The following is a 19215-nucleotide window of genomic DNA, read 5'->3' as shown; positions in this document are numbered from 1 at the left end:
ACTAATGACCTTTCCCCAATAATGAAATTGAACTATCTATTTTTATAAATTCGCTATGTAAATTCTTTAGCTCATTTTCAATGCTGGCTATCTCTTCTTGATGTATGTCTTTTTCGTGGCGTTTTTGTAATTCAGCTTGTTTTTTTTCAATTTCTGCTAGGTTTTTACCCCAATCTTGTTTCAGGATATTTTCAATTTTATTAAAAATACCTTGTCGACGACTAATACCTTCTAAACTTACTTCAAGTTCTATCAATTTCATGACCATTTCAGCTTCAATATCATATTTTGGGGCAAGCTGTTGTAAAAGTTGCGCATCCGATTGATCAAAATGAGATTGATCATCAATAATCCAATTTAAATCTTTTCCATACACTTCTTTATAAATTTTAGGTAAAGAATCACTCCAATCTGGTTCATTAGGATCTCTTAACCACTCTTGCCGAATTGCATGTAATTCAGGTTCTGTAATTAACTGAATTTTGTGACCTTCTTGGTTGAATTTCAACTCTATTTCTAAAAGCTGTTTTAACCACTTTTTTCTATAATCTAACCAATAAGGACCAGGCACAATTTTTCTAGCGATAGCAATATCTTCGCCTTCTTTTGCATATTGATAGCTCACTTTACCTGTTCGTCGTTTATAATTTCGATAAATATCTTTCTTTTCTGGCTCTGTAGTTTCTGATAAAAGATCACGAAATTCTAGTAACGGAGACATCCATTCTTCACCATTTTTGATTAAACTCTCCATGGCTCTATCTTTTTTCACAACTGTACATGTCCAACAACCAAAACGAGAATTACCACAAGATGGTGTGCTTTCATCAATGACTAAAGGACATTCCCCCTGATCTGACGAGTCCATATACAGAGTCCAAAGAGGACGATTATTACCCCCCCATGGAGTTTCCCATTCATCAATATCATCAGGAGTATATTTAAACGCACCTCTTAATAGTTTCCAAACATCTTCTACATCCCACGTATCAATAGGTGTATAAATAAAAGCATTTGCTAAGGTCGTATGTCTTGCTAAACGAGAACCATCGATCTTATGTTTGGCTATAACCTGTGCTCGAGAAGCACTTTCACTACTACGAGAACCAAGAACAACAATAACCTCATCAAATTGACTAATTTTATCTTTAATAAAATCACTTACAGGATTAATTTTCATTCTTTCTGTGCACCAACGGAAGCTTCTTGTTGGTGCAGGATAACCTTTTCCTAAAAGATTTACCCAGAATGTTTCGTGCGTTTTAGGCACTACTGCATGAGACGTTAAAGGTAAATTATCTCTTTTGGCTCCTTTCTCAATCTGTCCCAATGTTCGGCTAATTAAATCAACAACAACAGGTGTTTCTACTAACGTATCAGATGAAACAACAAAAACTGATTTAGTTCTGTATTTAGGCTCTAAACCTAATAAAGCTAAATAGACAAGCGTAACGACTGCTGAAGAATCTTTTCCCCCACTATAACCTATAACCCAAGGTCGTTTATCTGAGCAATAAATTCTCTGAACTTCTGCTACATATTCAGCTAAAACTCGACCAGAGAATATTTCTTGATTAATAAAATCTTTATAATCATCTAAATCATAACATTGCTTTAAATTTGTCATTGCTAATTCACTTGTTGCTCTAGTTTTTTTTCCTCTTCAGTAAGAGGTAATTTAAACGTTATTTTTAAAAAGTTTGTGGTTAATTGAATTGAAGATGTCGATTTACTCAATTTTCCATGTGACATCGTTCTACGAATCCATTCTGGATTTGTTTTACGCCAATTAATTAATTTTAATTTTGTCAATTCTTCCTTCCAATTTAAAGTGTTATTCTGTAATAAACATTGCCCAAGCATTCCTAAAGCTTGAAGTCCAACACCATGAGAATGAATAAATTCTTGACGGAGCTGTGAAGCAGACACTTCTTTTTCTATTGCCATTTTCCAATCAGGCATATTAAGATATACCTGATACCAATATTCAATCGCTAATTTTTTTTCTTTATCAGAATAACTATCTTTTGGGCCTTTGGCTAAAAGAGCTCGTGTAGCTTGTTTAATACTACTTAGTGTAAATAATTTATTAGATAGTGTTGAAATACTGGATCTTTCCATTTCAGTTAAACCAATGAATGGTTTTGTTTCGGAGGCTAAGCTCCGAGCAAGGTCTGATGCTTGATCACGGTGATCATAAAGCGTTGCTAATGATGGACTTGGTTTTACTGCGTATTTATTTAAATCGGCAAACATCTGCTGGCTTTTTTCTAATCCTTCATCTACAAAAAATAAAACAGGAATATTATCTTGTCCAAGTTCTGGTTTTTCCCTTATAGCCTCTTCGATTGCTTTTCGTCGGTGCTGACCATCATTAATTAAAATTTGAGCATCCATTGGCACTCGCAACACTCCCAAATTTGGTGAACCAGAATATTCTGTAAATTCTATATCAACAGCAATTGATGCAGTTAATGCAGAGAATACATAATCTTTAGGGTTATCCAATAAATATCTAACCATTTCAGGAATACGGGATTTATTTAACTTTCTTTGTGCTCTTAGTTCAGGAGGAACTTCATCTTCATCGAAACTAAATATTTTTGGAATAATTCGTAGAGGACATGTGGCAATATAGTAAAACCTACCAGCTTGTATTCCGCGCACAGCAGGGAATGAATAGCAATAATTAGAGTCAAGAGGATTATTCATAGTCATTTTACTTAATTTAAAAAAGTTTGATTTCTATAATACGTTATTTTAATACGTAAATATATTTTTACGTAAAAATTTTACGTATATTATTAAGCTAAAGTAAATATATCACATTACATGTATAAACATACAGTTATTTTTTAAATATTTGAATTAAAATATCTTAAGCTTATTTCAAGTGAAAATTTTTAATAGTCATTTTTATAAATAAAATAGCAAATATAATAACTATGATTACTTTAATAATGATACTTAATCCTATTATAGATCTAATTAAAGATAAATTACTCAACTTAACTATCTAATCCTAATAATTACAATATTTAGAACTATCTTTTCAATTCTGCATTCCCACACCAATTCCAAAAAATACACCAGCCCAAAGCTGGTTTTTTATGTCCAAAGCAATTATTAGAATTACTTTTCCTATTTTTTATCAACTGGCTTCAACTGAAATCAATCCAGATTAGGATAAAAGTGTCTAAACTATGACGCAATGATTAATAATATAATTCTGGTTATATATGAGTTTATTATTTATTCATTTACAATGCGTATGTCAGGTGCTTCATACTTAAATTAGAAAGACAACAACACGTTTTTGAAGACATCTTTATTATCAGTAAAGTTGATAATGTTCTTTGCATTATAATAGTCAAACAGATAAACTAAACCACATAAATAATTGTTATTGATTTGTTTGTTGAGGTTTTAGTTTTGTTAGTACATCAATTATCAAATGCTTTAAACGAAGATCAAGCTAACTGTTACCGTTATTTACTTGTAGACCCATTAAAACCAGTTAAAATTGTTGAGCCACTCGCGCTGGAAAATATTAAAGATGTCTTTTCTAGCGATGAGCTTAAAGTTATCTTACGCCCTGATTTATCCTATGAACCTACTATTTGTCCCCATCTTATATTGCTGGCGAAACCGGGCGAAGTATTAGAGCCTGAATTATTGGATTTAACGATAACTCGAATCGAAAAAGAGCGCTCCCATTACAAACATTACATTTGTGCGTGGATAAGTAGTGAACTTGATATACAGAATTTAGCCGAAAAGATGATTGATTTAGGTCTACAGCTAGGTCGTTTACTCTCGCCTAAACAGCCTACTTTCTTACCTTTCTATGAACATATTCGATTGCAATTATTAAAAGAAAGCCTCTCGGTTGAAAGTTTATTATCAGGATTATTTAATTTTATTCATCGCTATACTTATATGAATTATTATGGCCAATTAATTCAAATTAAAGCAGCCGATAATTTACTGACGAAAGACTTTCTCTTATCCAGTCAGATATTTTTACAAAATGCATTACAGTATCAAAATGAACCCAAAGCCACTTTTGGGTTGGTCAAAATGTGGCAAGATAATATTCAAACATTGCCACCTAATGCGTTATTTTTATCCGCTAAAAAACTGCTTGATGCAAAAAATATTGGATTTACCAACCTTGAAGATAGATTAGTTTATGCACTGTATTGCCTGATTTATCAGGTTGATTTAATTACTATCGAAACGATTTCACCGCATATTTTATCAGCGATTTTAGCACCAGGTTCATTAAAGAAACGTTTAGAACAATTGGAAAATGATATTAAAGCAAGTATAAATCAAAATAATAATTAATATTACTCGATAGATAGATTTGGATAGGAAAAACTATGGTTAGTGAAAATACACAACACGTTGATACTTCTAGCTTATCGGCAATTGTATCATTAACAGACAATGGGCATGCATGTGTAAGGGAAGGATATCCGATTTTACTCTTAAGAAAGTCTGCGGTAAATAAGGTTTGGTCTTCACCATATTCGCAGCTCTTTTCATTCTTCGATTCATCACAATACTCTCTTGATGACCGAGAGCCACAAGAACCGTTACAAGATCATAATGAAGTATTAAGAGTGTTACGAGAAGGCTATATTTATGTCCTTGCAGGAACCGATAATAAAAAAGACTATATTCGGTATTATGAAGTTTTAGAGGGCGGTATATTAAGGGAAAAAGCACCAGAAGATCTTGAAATCGATAACAAGGATCCCTTTCCAACACGATGTCTAGCTGACAATCATTATGTCCCAGCTTCATTTATCTCGGTTGATATTAGCAATGACGAATTAAGCGACAAACCTTTTTTATGGATTGCCTATAGCCGTTACCCTTGGAATAAACAAACTCTTGATTATTATAAAAATAGCCAAAATTTAGCTCGGTTTACTAAAATTGATTTAACTTCATTTATTCAAGCGCCAGATAACCACCCAAGAGGCATAGATTTAGCTGGCCAACATATTTTTGGTAAAATTTTAGAATTTATACCCTATATGACTGATAAATTGAGTTATTTACCGAATTATCAAGATAAGAGTCAACAACGTGATCCTTTTATTAATTTTATCAATGCCCGAAAGTCTCAATATAAAAAACCAGTTGGGGCGGTTATTTTAGAAGATCCCCTAGGTATGGTTGAGGACTTAAATTTTCAACGCTTAGCCGAAGTCAATTATACAGGGGATGCTAAATTACATAATAAAATTGATGATAAAAGCGATATTCCTTATGAGTATCATGAACTTCACACCCCAGAGGGTCAATATAAAAAATTAAATTATGACTTAATTGAGCAATATAAAATTGCTATGAGAAAATATTTTGATGAAAATAGTACAGCTGGTACCGTTTTTGTCTCTAGTTTAGAAAATCTTTTTAGTAGTGATAAATGGCAATATGGTGGCTCGCCGGAAATCGTCGATGAAACAGGTAATTTGCGCTACGACTTATCCCAAGCAGAAAAAGCACATTATGATTTCGACCAATATTGGGCAAAGTTTAATAATCAATTAAAACTTGAAGAGTACAATCGCTTTGCTGATAAAGTAAAACAGTATGAGAAAATTAAAAAGAATAATGGTCGAGATTACACCCTTTATTGTCGCTGGTTATTTTGCGATAAGTTGTCTGCCTCTGATTTTTTTTCGGGTAGAAAACATCAATTTGAAAATAAGGAAGAGATAACCTTTCCTGAGCAAAAAATATCCAGTTTTAATACTGTTAAATTTTGGGAGCAGGAGTTCAATTATGATAACCAAGATATCCATAATGATATATTAAATGATTCAATTCAGATATTTAGAACGCAAGGTAACAGTTATTATGATATGGGATTATGGGATGAACTCCTATCCAGTGATGAGACTTATTTTCATAAAGTCATTGCAGGAAAAAATCCTTCTTTTTGGAAAGAGGGTGATATCAAATCACTAGCGGATAAAGGCAACGAGCTCAACAATTTTTTAATTGAACATTGCCTTATTAATCCGATTATGGCTTTAGCACAATCACAGGCAATTCAACCTGAGAGTTCTGGTAAACAATTAGAAAAAATCACTAATGCACAAGGTGTAAAAAAAGCGTTATCAGAAGCAGGGCACACGAATGCTAAAAGTAGAACTATTACATTTAATATCAACACTGGCAAAATAAGTGCTTTGGAGAGTAATAAAAATGTTTCAATTACTTCGCAAACCACCATTGAAGACACCAAAAAAACCACTATCACCTTAACAATATTTTGTGATGATGATGGTTTTAAAAATATTGAAGATTATGTGAAACGGACTAATAGAGGCAATCGTGCTGTCAATGATGTGAATAAGCTGGCAACGGTAATTGATAATAATGTTGTCATAAATAATACTGACTCAAAAACAGTAAATCCTGATTTAATTACCGATGAGTTTCGTCTAACCTTACCGGAAGATCGATATAATCAACTTGAGGCTCAGCTCAAAACCAAACATGGTTCTAATTTTAGTGGTTTTGAGATTATTGACAGTAAAGATGGACTGATAACCGCAACATTTAAAGGTCGAGGAACACAAGAGGGTATTAATGAATTAAAAGCCTACCTGCAAAGATATGCCTCAGATACCACAAAAAATCAATTTGCATCCGTAAAAACACTAATAAATAAAATCACCAATAACCATATTGATATTTCAATTCATGCTAATACTATGACCGAAGGCGCCCAAGAGATGGGAAATGTGATTAAAGAAAGCGTACCCTCTATTACCGCTAACGAACCTTCACCCCATCTAAGTAATACGCCGGTTAATCATCCTTCCAATCCTAAATTACGGGTGGCTTATGCAGCAAGTAGCACCTCAATTCTATTTGAATTCCTTTTATTAGCATGGCAAGCAAAATTATTGCTAGATAATAATAAAACTCTGCAAAAAACTAATTTAACAGAAGAACAGCGGAGTGAAGCAATGGCAGGACTTATATTTGCTAGCGTATCTATCTCGATTAATACCATAACTTTTATTACTAACTCGGTCGATAAGCTTGCAAAGATGTCAGGTAACTTTAAAAGTAAAATAATGATAAGCGTTACTAATAAAGCTGTGGCACTATCCGAAAAAACCGTAATGAAAGTATTAATTGGTATCACCCGACAACTGACAGTAATAGCAAGATTATGGGGGGCTGCTGAAGGAATAAAAGAAATGTATTTTGGTTTGAACAAAATAAATGCAGGTTTTAAAGTTTCTGGAACATGGCAAGCTGCATCTGGAGCTTTTTTAGCTATATCAATGTTTTTTGGTAGCTCTGGTATTGGTATCGCATTATCGGTTGTCTGTATTGTATTATCGATATTTTGTGCGTTTATGAGCGAACTGACCTCATTAACGTCTATGGAGCGTTGGTTTGACCGCTGCTATTTTGGTTTAAATCAGCTAACGGGCAATTTATCTCCTTATCCTTTAACCGAAGACGGTGTTAAAAAGCTGATTCATGGCTTTTATGGTGCTTCTCGTGGTTACGAACTTTTTCTAACCAAAAAATCGCAAAAAAGTTTTATTCTGGATTATGGTGATAAACAGGATATTTATCTGAATGTAATTTTACCTAATTATAAACCGGACAGTATTCGCTATTATGGATCATTGGTTGTTGAAAAAAAAGAGAGCAGTCAAAACGAGCTAATTGGTCATAACTTGACAGGAACGACTTTTAAATCAACGACCTCTCGTGATAGCTCTGCTGGCTCGCTCTCAACGTTAGAGATGAAAGTTGATTTTACAAACCAAGCAAATCAATTATCAGCAGAAAATCAGCTGGTGACCTATAAGCTTGATGAACAAGGCTCATTAATCATCTGTCCAGTGGTCTATGTGGCTGATGATAATATCGATACAAAAATAAGTGTGCTAGGTTTTATTGAAGAGCAAAATGGCAGCGAAGAACCATTCACCATTGAATTAGAAGATTACATTACATTTGAGTAGGAACAAATAATGGCAGAATTTAAATTGGGGTATAAACATTATCCTAAAGACTTAGCAAAATTTAAACCAGTAGATAAAGACGATGACTTAACCAATCTTCGTTTTGGTAATGATACCCTTATTGAAATAGGACGCACTCTTGGTCAAATTAATCGTACTTTAGAGATGATTGTAAAACTAACTGGATGTGGGGCATTTCTTTTCGCCATTTATGTTGGAATACAGCTTTTTCTCGATATTAATCCTTATTATATATATAGTGGATTAGCATTTTCATTAGGATTTATTCTATTTTCCTTGCTTGCATTATTTTTATGTCTAATGCAATTAGCAAAAGTCATTATTTGGCCTGCCGACTACCCGGTACGTTTTAACCGTAAAACCGGCAAAGTTTATGTGTACGAGCCAATGTTAAGTAAACGCCTTTATTATTTTCCTTTAAGGGAAATAAGAAAGCTTTATAAACCGGTTATAAAAGTCTATGACTGGCAATCAATTGAAGGAATGGTAACGCGTAACGGCTTTTTTTTGCAGCAGGAGATTTTTGCGGCAGTGATCGACCGACAAACCGATACCCTGATGGATTACTTTAGCTTATGGGATAATGCCAATTACGTTCATAAAAGCGAATGGCGCTGGTTATTGTGTTATATGAATGGTATGGAAGGTATGAATTACAAAGGCAAAATCAGGGGGCGTTTTTGGCTGGGGCGATTATTTAACTGCTTTGCGCCTGAATTTAACTGGCCAGAGGGTATTGATAAAGCCTCACGGGCAGAATCACTTGAAGAGCTTGCCAAAATAGAGCAGGAGTATGATTTAGTCGGCAAACCTTACCCTTACGAACAACCCTAGGAAAAAATTATATTGATATCAAAGTGGACAAATAATGGCAGAATTTAAATTAGGGTATAAACATTATCCTAAAGACTTAGCAAAATTTAAACCAGTAGATAAAGACGATGACTTAACCAATCTTCGTTTTGGCAATAATACTTTTATTGAAATAGGACGCACTGATGACCAATTTGGTCGTACTTTAGAGATGATTGAAAAGCTAAGTGGATGTGGGGCATTTCTTTTCGCCCTTTATATTGGAATACAGCTTTTTCTCGATATTAGACTTTATTCTATATATGGTTATGGAGCCTTTCCTTTAGGATTGATTATTGTTTCTTTGTTTGCATTATTTTTATTTCTAATGCAATTAGCAAAAGTTATTATTTGGCCAGCCGACTACCCGGTACGTTTTAACCGTAAAACCGGCAAAGTCTATGTGTTTGAGCCAATGTTAAGTAAACGACTTTATTATTTTCCCTTAAGGGAGATAAGAAAGCTTTATAAACCCGTTATAAAAGTTTATGACTGGCAATCAATTGACGGAATGGTAACGCGTAATGGCTTCTTTTTGCGGCAGGAGATTTTTGCGGCAGTGATCGACCGACAAACCGATACCCTGATAGATTACTTTAGTTTATGGGATAATGCCAATTACGTCCATAAAAGCGAATGGCGCTGGTTATTGTGTTATATGAATGGTATGGAGGGGATGAATTATAAAGGCAAAATCAGGGGACGCTTTTGGCTGGGTCGATTATTTAACTGCTTTGCGCCTGAATTTAACTGGCCAGAGGGTATTGATAAAGCCTCACGAGCTGAATCCCTTGAAGAGCTTGCCAAAATAGAGCAGGAGTATGATTTAGTCGGCAAATCTTATCCTTACGAACAACCCTAGGAAAAAATAATATTGATATCAAAGTGGACAAATAATGGCAGAATTTAAATTGGGGTATAAACATTATCCTAAAGACTTAGCAAAATTTAAACCAGTAGATAAAGACGATGACTTAACCAATCTTCGTTTTGGCAATAATACGCTTATCGAAATAGGACGCACTGATGACCAATTTGGTCGTACCTTAGAGATGATTGTAAAACTAAGTGGATGTGGAGTGTTTATTTTAGCCCTTTATATTGGAATACAGCTTTTTCTCGATATTAATCCTTATCATATATATAGTGGATTAGCATTTTCATTAGGATTTATTCTATTTTCTTTGCTTGCATTATTTCTATGTTTAATGCAATTGGCAAAAGTCATTATTTGGCCTACCGAATATCCGGTACGTTTTAACCGTAAAACCGGCAAAGTCTATGTGTACGAGCCAATGTTAAGTAAACGACTTTATTATTTTCCTTTAAGGGAAATAAGAAAGCTTTATAAACCCGTTATAAAAGTTTATGACTGGCAATCAATTGACTGAATGGTTTCACGTCACGGCTTCTTTCAGCAGGAGATTTTTGCGGCAGTGATCGACCGACAAACCGATACCCTGATAGATTACTTTAGTTTATGGTTTAATGCCAATTACGTCCATAAAAGCGAATGGCGCTGGTTACTGTGTTATATGAATGGTATGGAGGGGATGAATTATAAAGGCAAAATCAGGGGGCGCTTTTGGCTGGGTCGATTATTTAACTGCTTTACGCCTGAATTTAACTGGCCAGAGGGTATTGATAAAGCTTCACGAGCTGAATCACTTGAAGAGCTTGCCAAAATAGAGCAGGAGTATGATTTAGTCGGCAAACATTACCCTTACGAACAACCCTAGGAAAAAATAATATTGATATCAAAGTGGACAGATAATGGCAGAATTTAAATTAGGGTATAAATATTATCCGAAAGACTTAGCAAAATTTAAACCAATAGATAAAGACGATGACTTAACCAATCTTCGTTTTGGCAATGATACGCTTATCGAAATAGGACGCACTGATGACCAATTTGATCGTACTTTAGATATGGTAGTAAAGTTAGTTGGATGTGTGGGAGGGGGATTAATTTTTTATTCTGGACTATCGTTATTTCAAAATATTAATCCTTATCGTATATATAGTGGTATTTCATGTTCTTTAGGATTGATTATTCTTTCTCTACTCACATTCTGGTTATTCTTATCACAACTAACAAAAGTCATTATTTGGCCAGCCGACTACCCGGTACGTTTTAACCGTAAAACCGGCAAAGTTTATGTGTACGAGCCAATGTTAAGTAAACGACTTTATTATTTTCCTTTAAGGGAAATAAGAAAGCTTTATAAACCTGTTATAAAAATCTATGACTGGCAATCAATTGACGGAATGGTTTCGCGTCACGGCTTCTTTTTTCAGCAGGAGATTTTTGCGGCAGTGATCGACCGACAAACCGATACCCTGATAGATTACTTTAGCTTATGGGATAATGCCAATTACGTTCATAAAAGCGAATGGCGCTGGTTACTGTGTTATATGAATGGTATGGAGGGGATGAATTACAAAGGCAAAATCAGGCGGCGCTTTTGGCTGGGTCGATTATTTAACTGCTTTGCGCCTGAGTTTAACTGGCCAGAGGGTATTGATAAAGCCTCACGAGCTGAATCACTTGAAGAGCTTGCCAAAATAGAGCAGGAGTATGACTTAGTCGGCAAATCTTTCCCTTACGAACAACCCTAGGAAAAAATAATATTGATATCAAAGTGGACAGATAATGGCAGAATTTAAATTGGGGTATAAACATTACTTTAAATGGAGAAAATAGTAATCAAATAATTGACTGACTGTATTGCGATTTAGATGGTAATAATACTTTCTTACCAAAAACAAAATATGGTGGTATTGAGCCTGATCTTAAGCGATATCGATCACATTTTAATATAATTTTTTAAAATAAAATTAATAGTTATGACATTATTTTGTATAGTTCAAAAAAAGAAACATATAAATAAAGCTATTAAAATAACTGAGGATAAAAGAGGTTATGCCATCGTTGGGGGGATTACATTTTAATGGGCTTTCTGTATTAAAACTACCATTCTTACTTAAAATGTTAAAAAAACAAACACAACTAATTTTTAGCCATCAGTAAATTCCATCCGTGGTTTCTTTTATTAAAATAAATTATTGATGTAATGCAAAGATAAAACCACTCATCCATAAAATCCACATATTATATAATCTTGAATAAGACCCAACCCTAAATTTAAATCTTCTTACTTAGTATATCTATTTTTGTTATAACCTAATGCAAAATAATCGTTTTCGCATCTTTCGATAATTTGGTCTAATCTTAGTATTCCTATTAAAAAAGCTAATGTCTTTAATAGTATGAGGTATCAAGTGAAAAAATCACCTATCGTTCGCAAACAATATTGGTTAAGTATTAGCTTAATTTTATTCGCAATATGTACTTTTATGAGGCAAGCCTATAGTGTTGAATTGCTTAATGTCTCTTATGATCCAACTCGTGAGTTTTATAAAACCTATAATCAGACCTTTATTGAGTACTGGCAACAGCAGACAGGTGAAACGCTGACTATAAAAAATTCGCACGGAGGCTCTGGTAAGCAAGCGCGTTCAGTGATTGATGGTTTGCAAGCGGATGTTGTGACTCTTGCTTTAGCGAGTGATATTGATGCGTTAAATCGTTATCAGACTAATATATCACCTGAATGGCAAAGTCGATTGCCAAATAATAGTGCGCCTTATAATTCAACGATTGTATTTCTAGTCCGCAAAGGTAACCCAAAACAGATTCATGATTGGAGTGATTTAATTAAAGATGATATTGAAGTAATAACACCCAATCCCAAAACATCAGGCGGGGCGCGTTGGAATTTTTTAGCTGCTTGGGCTTATGCTCGAAGTACTTACGGTAATGATGAACAAGCACGAACATTTGTAACTAAATTATATCAACATGTACCGGTATTAGACACTGGCGCTAGAGGGGCAACCATTAGTTTTGTGCAGCGAGGTTTAGGTGATGTATTGATTGCTTGGGAAAATGAAGCTTATTTAGCGTTAAAAGAGCAAGGTGGTGATCAGTTAGAAATCATCATGCCGTCATTATCGATTTTAGCTGAGCCAACCGTCGCCTTAGTGGATAAAGTAGTAGACAGCAAAGGTACACGTAAGCAAGCGCAAGCCTATTTAGAGTACTTATATAGTGAACCTGCACAACATATTATTGCTCAGCATTTCTATCGACCGGTAAATCCTGAAATCCTTAAACAATATGCTAAGCAGTTTCCTGAAATTAAATTAGTAACCGTTAATGATTTTTTTGGTGGTTGGCAGAAAGTACAAAAAGCCTTTTTTAGTGATGGTGCAATCTTTGATGCAATTTATGCTGAGATAAACTAGGCATTGCTTATTATGGTTATGTGTTGCTATCACTTAACCCTACCTTATAAAGGTGCAAATTCTAAAAGTATAAGTTCTAAAGGTATAAGTTATGAAAGTGGCAAGCTTTAAACAACAACGGAATATACCCGGATTTAACTTAACGTTGGGTTATACTTTAACCTTTCTTAGTTTGATTGTTCTTATTCCGCTATTAGGCTTGTTCATCTATTCAACTAAATTATCTTTTCATGAATGGGAAAAGTTATTAATCAGTAAACAATTTTTATTAGCGCTAATGCTTTCATTAAGTACCGCATTGATAAGTGCGGGTTTAAACAGTTTTATTGGTTTATTGTTAGCTTGGGTGCTGGTACGTTATCGTTTTTCAGGACGCAAAATAATGGATATCTGTATCGATATCCCATTTGCTTTGCCAACTGCGGTAGCGGGTATTGCTTTAACCGCAATTTATGCTCAAAACGGCCCTATTGGCTATTGGTTTAGTTTTAAGATCGCTTATACGCCAATTGGTATTACCTTAGCACTCTTATTTGTCACGCTGCCGTTTGTTGTCCGCACTTTACAACCTGTAATGGCTGACTTGCCACGCGAACAGGAAGAGGCTGCCAGTCTGCTTGGCGCATCACCAAGGCAAATTTTTATGCATATTATTTTACCCGCTATTTTACCTGCTTGGCTAACTGGATTTACGCTCGCTTTTGCTCGTGCTATTGGTGAGTATGGTTCGGTAGTCTTTATTGCTGGAAATATTCCATTTAAAACAGAAATCTTGCCGTTATTGATTGTCTCGAAGCTTGATCAATATGCTTATGATGCTGCTGCCGCCATAGGCATAACCATGTTATTGATCGCTTTTATACTATTATTTTTAATGAACACATTACAGCGAAGACTTAACCGTAATATTAATAAAAATAACTGACTATAGGTAAATTTATGCCAATATTGCCAACAAACCCAATAACCGATAAAAAACAAGCACTGACCAGTGTGCAGTTATTCTTAATACTACTAGCGATATTATTGTTTTTAATTTTGTTATTTTTACCGCTCTTGATAGTGTTGGCACAGGGGCTTGCCAATGGGATAACGGCTTTTTGGCAGGTGATCACTGAATCAGATACCTTAGCGGCTTTTAAATTGACACTTATTGCTGTTGGAGTGGCGGTGCCTTTAAATGTCATATTTGGTGTGTGTGCTGTTTGGGTCATCACTAAATATCAGTTTAAAGGTAAACAGATATTAATGACCTTAATTGATTTACCGTTCTCTATCTCTCCCATTGTTGCGGGTTTAATCTATGTATTGCTATTTGGTGCACAAAGTGCATTTTATCCCTTTTTACAGGCATGGAATATCCAAATAATTTATGCCATTCCCGGTATTATCTTAGCAACCATTTTTGTTTCTGTTCCTTTTGTCGCAAGGGAATTGATTCCAATAATGATGGCGCAAGGAGCCCATGAAGAAGAGGCCGCCAGTGTTCTTGGCGCAAATGGTTGGCAAATTTTTTTCCATATCACATTACCAAATATCAAATGGGCATTGATGCATGGTGTTGTTCTTTGCACTGCTCGCTCACTCGGTGAGTTTGGCGCGGTATCTGTTGTTTCTGGACATATTCGTGGTTACACCAATACGTTACCCTTACATGTAGAGATTTTATACAATGAATACAATATTGTTGCCGCATTTAGTGTTGCGATTTTGCTATTAATTATGTCGCTTACTTTACTATTGATTCGTCAATGGATTGAACGACGCTTAGTTAATGAACTTTATATAGGTCACTAAGGGGTAGCTATGGGTATTACACTACAGAATATTAATAAAAGTTTTAAAAACTTCGATGCCTTAAAAAATATTAACTTTAGTATAAAACAAGGCCAATTAGTTGCACTCTTAGGTCCTTCAGGTTGTGGCAAAACCACATTACTACGCATTATAGCGGGTTTAGAAACAGCTAGCTCAGGTAAAATCTATTTTGCCGATACTGATGTAACACCGCTGAGCGCTAAACAACGAGATATTGGATTTGTGTTCCAAAATTACGCACTTTTTCGCCATATGAATGTGGCAGAAAATGTGGCATTTGGATTGAAAATGAAACCAAGATCAATACGACTGAGCAAAACCGCGATTAATGAGCGGGTTAATCAGTTACTTGGATTAGTTCAGCTAGAAAATTTTGCTAAACGTTATCCTGACCAGCTATCTGGAGGACAACGACAGCGAGTTGCTTTAGCACGAGCGTTGGCATCAAAACCTAATGTTTTGTTGCTTGATGAACCTTTTAGTGCCTTAGATGCCAAAGTTCGTAAAGATTTAAGACGCTGGTTGCGTGATTTTCATCATGAACTGAATGTCACTAGTCTCTTTGTTACGCATGATCAAGAAGAGGCGTTAGAAGTTGCCGATAAAATAATTTTAATGAACCAAGGTCAAATAGAGCAAATAGGCACACCAGCAGAAGTCTATAAACAACCAAAAACAGCATTTGTTGCGCATTTTTTAGGGGACGTCAATCTATTACATGGTTACATTGAAAATAATACCTTAATTATTGGTGATTTCCGAAAAGATATGAAAGAGCAAGGGAACTGGGCTGATCAGTCAGCTATCGCTTATGTTCGACCTCATGAAATCAGTATTGCTAAAACGGCCAGAAAGAATGATATCCAAGGACAAGTCGTGCGCATCCACACCGCTGGGCCAACGGTTTTTTTAGAAATTGCGGTAGCAGGACAACCAAAGCATATTGATGTTTCGGTAAGTTATCGTCAATATGAACAACAGCAAGTTGAATTGGGCGACAATATCTATTGGCAACCGATACTTGTAAATATCTTTGTACAAGATGAATTGTTTGAGTTTATGATTTAATGCGTATCGTTTTATTCATATAAATTAAATTTGATAATCAGGCATTTTGGAATGAGTCTGATCAAACAGAGCATGATTTTTAATATCTTCCAATGAAAGCTCCTGATTGCATAATTGAATAAAACGCCAAATATAATTACGTTGTAATTTATGACGCTTTAAGCCAAGCCAAGTAACATGTGATTCAAACAGATGTTTTGCATCAAGTTGAACCAAGTTTACATCATATTCAGGGTTATACATTTTATTGCCTAAAATACCAATTCCTAAACCTAATTCAACGTAGGTTTTTATAACATCAGGCTCTTGAACGTTCAATGATATATTAGGTGCCAATCCTATCGCTGAAAATGCTTTATCGATGCTTTTGCGAGGAAAGATCCCTTGTCGATAAGTAATTATGGGTAAGGGTTGCAACATATCTAATGTTACTTTGTCGGCTTTGGTTAAAGGATGATCTTTCGGTGTTACAATCGAATAATGCCAACGATAAAAAGGGTAGGTAGCAAGAGAGCTGTTATCAACTCTTTCATTATCAATACCAATATCAGCCTCGCCAGAAAGAAGCTGGGCAATAATCTCACTTGATGAGCCTTGATTGATAATAATATGGACTTTCGGGAAAAGTACTCTAAATGATTTTATAATGTTAGGGAGGATATAACGAGCTTGTGAGTGGGTTGTTGCGATTACTAAAGATCCTTCATCCGCATTTGAAAAAATGGTCGATAAACGGTGTATATTATTAATTTCATTTAAAATTCGTTCTGCAATCACAACCAGTTCTAATCCTGGTTCAGTCATGTTAATTAGGCGTTTTCCTTGGCGGATAAAAAGATCAATATTGAGTTCTTCTTCTAACTCTTTAATATGTCGACTTACTCCAGATTGGGAGGTGTATAAAGTATTTGCTACTTCGGTTAGATTATAATTACAACGCGCTGCTTCTCGAATAATTCTTAATTGTTGTATGTTCATGATAGCGATCTTCCAAGAAAAAATTACTTTATTCCCATCGATATAATTGTATTGCATTAATTTAAAATAATTTGCTGTATATAATTAATAACATGTACTAAAAAGTGAATTATTTAAAACAACGGATCGCCACCCAGCATAAACACTGTTATCAAACTGGTTATAGGCAGGTTATCTAATTTATTAATTATGTTTGTTATTAATTTTATTGATAAAATTAGATAGTTTAATAACTCACTTAAGTATAAAAGAACATATAAAAAAGACAAATATGATTAAGTAATAACCATATGCCTTATTGCTATATATGTTTTTTATCAGCAAATAAGCACGTCATAAGGTTCTACAAACCTGTAGATGATCTTTAATTAACGACCTGATAAAAATCAATTGCTGAATTTATTACTGGTTTGACAATTTCATGACGGATAACAAAATCGCCAAAACCTTCGTCTTTATTGCGATGAATTGACCAAGCTTCAATTAATGGTTCAAGCGCTAATAAAATTTCATCAACACTTACGTTTTCTTTATATAAACGTGGAATTCGTGTCCCTTCTCGATTACCACCAAGATATAAATTATAGCGACCGGGCGCCTTACCCACCATGCCTACTTCGGCCAACATCGCTCTTGCACACCCATTAGGACAACCTGTCACTCGTAAAATAATATAATCATCGGATAAGTGATGCTGAGTTAACATCTGCTCGATTTGAGTGACAAACGTCGGCAAAAAACGTTCGGCTTCGGCCATAGCAAGAGGACAAGTTGGGTAAGAAACACATGCCATGGAATACTTACGTTGTAATGTGACTGTATCGTCAAGCAGTCCATACTCTCTGGCAATTTTTTCAATGGCTTCTTTTTGTTGTTCCGGCACATTAGCAATAATCAGATTTTGATTAGCGGTAATGCGTAAATCACCTTGATGAATTTTAGCAATCTCAGCAACACCCGTTTTTAATGGTTTGTTTGGATAATCAAGCAATCGTCCATTTTCAATAAACAGTGTTAAATGCCAGTTATCATCAATACCTTTATACCAACCAAATTGATCACCTCTTTGAGTGAATTTATAAGGTTTACTGGTCAAAAAGGTACTGCCTGCGCGTAGTTCCACCTCTTTTTTAAAGTTTTCCACACCGACTCGCTCAAGTGTATATTTGGTTTTGGCATTTTTGCGATTATGACGATTGCCCCAATCGCGCTGTGTGGTAACAACGGCTTCTGCAAAAGTCAGCACTTTTTCTACTGGAATAAAACCAAAATCATCTGCTTTGCGAGGATAGGTTGTTTTATCTCCATGAGTCATTGCCAAACCACCGCCAACTAACACATTAAAACCTATCAATTCACCTTTTTCGGCGATAGCGACAAAACTAAGATCATTGGCATGAACATCAACATCATTAATCGGCGGAATAACCACCGTAGTTTTAAATTTACGCGGTAAATAAGTTGAACTTAAAATAGGTTCACTGTCGGGTGTAGGTAGTTTTTCACCATCTAGCCAGATTTCAATATAAGCATGGGTTTTTGGTAAAAGATGTTCTGAAATTTTGCTTGCCCAGTAGTAAGCTTGTTGATGAACTTTTGATTCTACTGGATTTGAAGTACATAAGACATTACGATTAACATCGCCAGCGGTGGCAATCGAATCAAGTCCTATATTATGTAATAGTTGATGAGCTGATTTAAGGCTGCGTTTAAACAGTCCATGAAACTGAAATGTTTGTCGGGTAGTCAGCCGAATACTGCCATACTTTGTTGCCTCGGTGGCAAATTTATCAATCGTTAACCACTGTTTGGGGGTGATAATGCCACCTGGTAGGCGGCAGCGTAGCATCATGTTGATCAATGGCTCAAGTTTTTGTTCTTGGCGTTCCTTACGAATATCTCTATCATCTTGCTGATACATGCCATGTAAGCGGATGAGCTGAGAATTATCACTATTAAAGCCACCCGTTAAACCATTATTCAAATCGTCAACGATGGTGCCGCGCAAATAATTACTCTCTCGTTTAAATCGTTCAGAATCTGATAATGGTAGATCTGAGACATCATTTTGCGGAGGTGTTAAATTTACCACTTGAGTTAGGGTAACTGTTTTAGGTTTATCATTGCTCATATTACATCACTCAATAAATTA

13 protein-coding genes and 1 pseudogene are annotated in these 19215 nt (G+C 35.1%); 10 read left to right on the top strand and 4 right to left on the bottom strand.

Going from position 1 to position 19215, the window contains the following annotated elements; translation table 11 throughout:
- Nucleotide 1: 1 nt before the first annotated feature.
- On the bottom strand, nucleotides 2-1627 hold the full coding sequence (dndC, locus tag H3S88_RS01860) for a DNA phosphorothioation system sulfurtransferase DndC (RefSeq protein WP_198227282.1): 1626 nt from the start codon (nucleotides 1625-1627) through the stop codon (nucleotides 2-4).
- A gap of 2 nt (nucleotides 1628-1629) precedes the next feature.
- Nucleotides 1630-2712, bottom strand: a complete 1083-nt coding sequence (dndB, locus tag H3S88_RS01855; RefSeq protein ID WP_198227280.1) for a DNA sulfur modification protein DndB — start codon at nucleotides 2710-2712, stop codon at nucleotides 1630-1632.
- Between the two features lie 720 nt (nucleotides 2713-3432).
- Here dndB and H3S88_RS01850 point away from each other — a divergent pair.
- The 10 genes and pseudogenes from H3S88_RS01850 to H3S88_RS01800 all read left to right on the top strand — a co-directional run bounded on the left by H3S88_RS01850 (nucleotide 3433) and on the right by H3S88_RS01800 (nucleotide 16085).
- Nucleotides 3433-4350, top strand: a complete 918-nt coding sequence (locus tag H3S88_RS01850; protein WP_198227278.1) for a hypothetical protein — start codon at nucleotides 3433-3435, stop codon at nucleotides 4348-4350.
- Between the two features lie 35 nt (nucleotides 4351-4385).
- Entirely contained in the window at nucleotides 4386-8018 is a 3633-nt protein-coding gene (locus tag H3S88_RS01845) for a toxin VasX (protein ID WP_198227276.1), read from the top strand.
- Between the two features lie 9 nt (nucleotides 8019-8027).
- Entirely contained in the window at nucleotides 8028-8873 is an 846-nt protein-coding gene (locus H3S88_RS01840) for a DUF6708 domain-containing protein (RefSeq protein WP_198227274.1), read from the top strand.
- Nucleotides 8874-8907: 34 nt separating this feature from the next.
- Complete coding sequence (locus H3S88_RS01835; RefSeq protein ID WP_198227272.1) at nucleotides 8908-9753, top strand: DUF6708 domain-containing protein; 846 nt, start codon at nucleotides 8908-8910, stop codon at nucleotides 9751-9753.
- Between the two features lie 34 nt (nucleotides 9754-9787).
- A pseudogene (locus H3S88_RS13445) lies at nucleotides 9788-10630 on the top strand (DUF6708 domain-containing protein).
- 34 nt (nucleotides 10631-10664) lie between these two features.
- Entirely contained in the window at nucleotides 10665-11510 is an 846-nt protein-coding gene (locus H3S88_RS01820; RefSeq protein ID WP_198227266.1) for a DUF6708 domain-containing protein, read from the top strand.
- A 651-nt stretch (nucleotides 11511-12161) separates the two neighbouring features.
- Nucleotides 12162-13199, top strand: a complete 1038-nt coding sequence (locus H3S88_RS01815) for a sulfate ABC transporter substrate-binding protein (RefSeq protein WP_198227264.1) — start codon at nucleotides 12162-12164, stop codon at nucleotides 13197-13199.
- 91 nt (nucleotides 13200-13290) lie between these two features.
- Nucleotides 13291-14124 (top strand): sulfate ABC transporter permease subunit CysT, encoded by an 834-nt coding sequence (gene cysT, locus H3S88_RS01810; protein WP_198227262.1) that lies wholly within the window; start codon nucleotides 13291-13293, stop codon nucleotides 14122-14124.
- 14 nt (nucleotides 14125-14138) lie between these two features.
- Nucleotides 14139-14996 (top strand): sulfate ABC transporter permease subunit CysW, encoded by an 858-nt coding sequence (cysW, locus tag H3S88_RS01805; RefSeq protein WP_198227260.1) that lies wholly within the window; start codon nucleotides 14139-14141, stop codon nucleotides 14994-14996.
- Nucleotides 14997-15005: 9 nt separating this feature from the next.
- The gene (locus H3S88_RS01800) at nucleotides 15006-16085 is read left to right on the top strand and encodes a sulfate/molybdate ABC transporter ATP-binding protein (protein ID WP_198227258.1); all 1080 of its coding nucleotides are present in this window, start codon (nucleotides 15006-15008) and stop codon (nucleotides 16083-16085) included.
- Between the two features lie 24 nt (nucleotides 16086-16109).
- Here H3S88_RS01800 and H3S88_RS01795 read toward each other — a convergent pair whose 3' ends face one another.
- Both H3S88_RS01795 and cysI read right to left on the bottom strand, forming a co-directional pair.
- Nucleotides 16110-17063 (bottom strand): LysR substrate-binding domain-containing protein, encoded by a 954-nt coding sequence (locus tag H3S88_RS01795; protein ID WP_025316708.1) that lies wholly within the window; start codon nucleotides 17061-17063, stop codon nucleotides 16110-16112.
- A 364-nt stretch (nucleotides 17064-17427) separates the two neighbouring features.
- Nucleotides 17428-19194, bottom strand: a complete 1767-nt coding sequence (gene cysI, locus H3S88_RS01790; RefSeq protein WP_198227256.1) for an assimilatory sulfite reductase (NADPH) hemoprotein subunit — start codon at nucleotides 19192-19194, stop codon at nucleotides 17428-17430.
- Nucleotides 19195-19215 lie beyond the last annotated feature (21 nt).

Origin of the sequence: Gilliamella sp. B14448G11 (genome assembly GCF_016101765.1) — a bacterium.
In the GTDB taxonomy this organism is placed as follows: Bacteria; Pseudomonadota; Gammaproteobacteria; order Enterobacterales; family Orbaceae; genus Gilliamella; species Gilliamella apicola_N.
The sequence above is the reverse complement of the archived record's forward strand: the minus strand, read 5'-3'. Positions and strand labels throughout refer to the sequence as shown.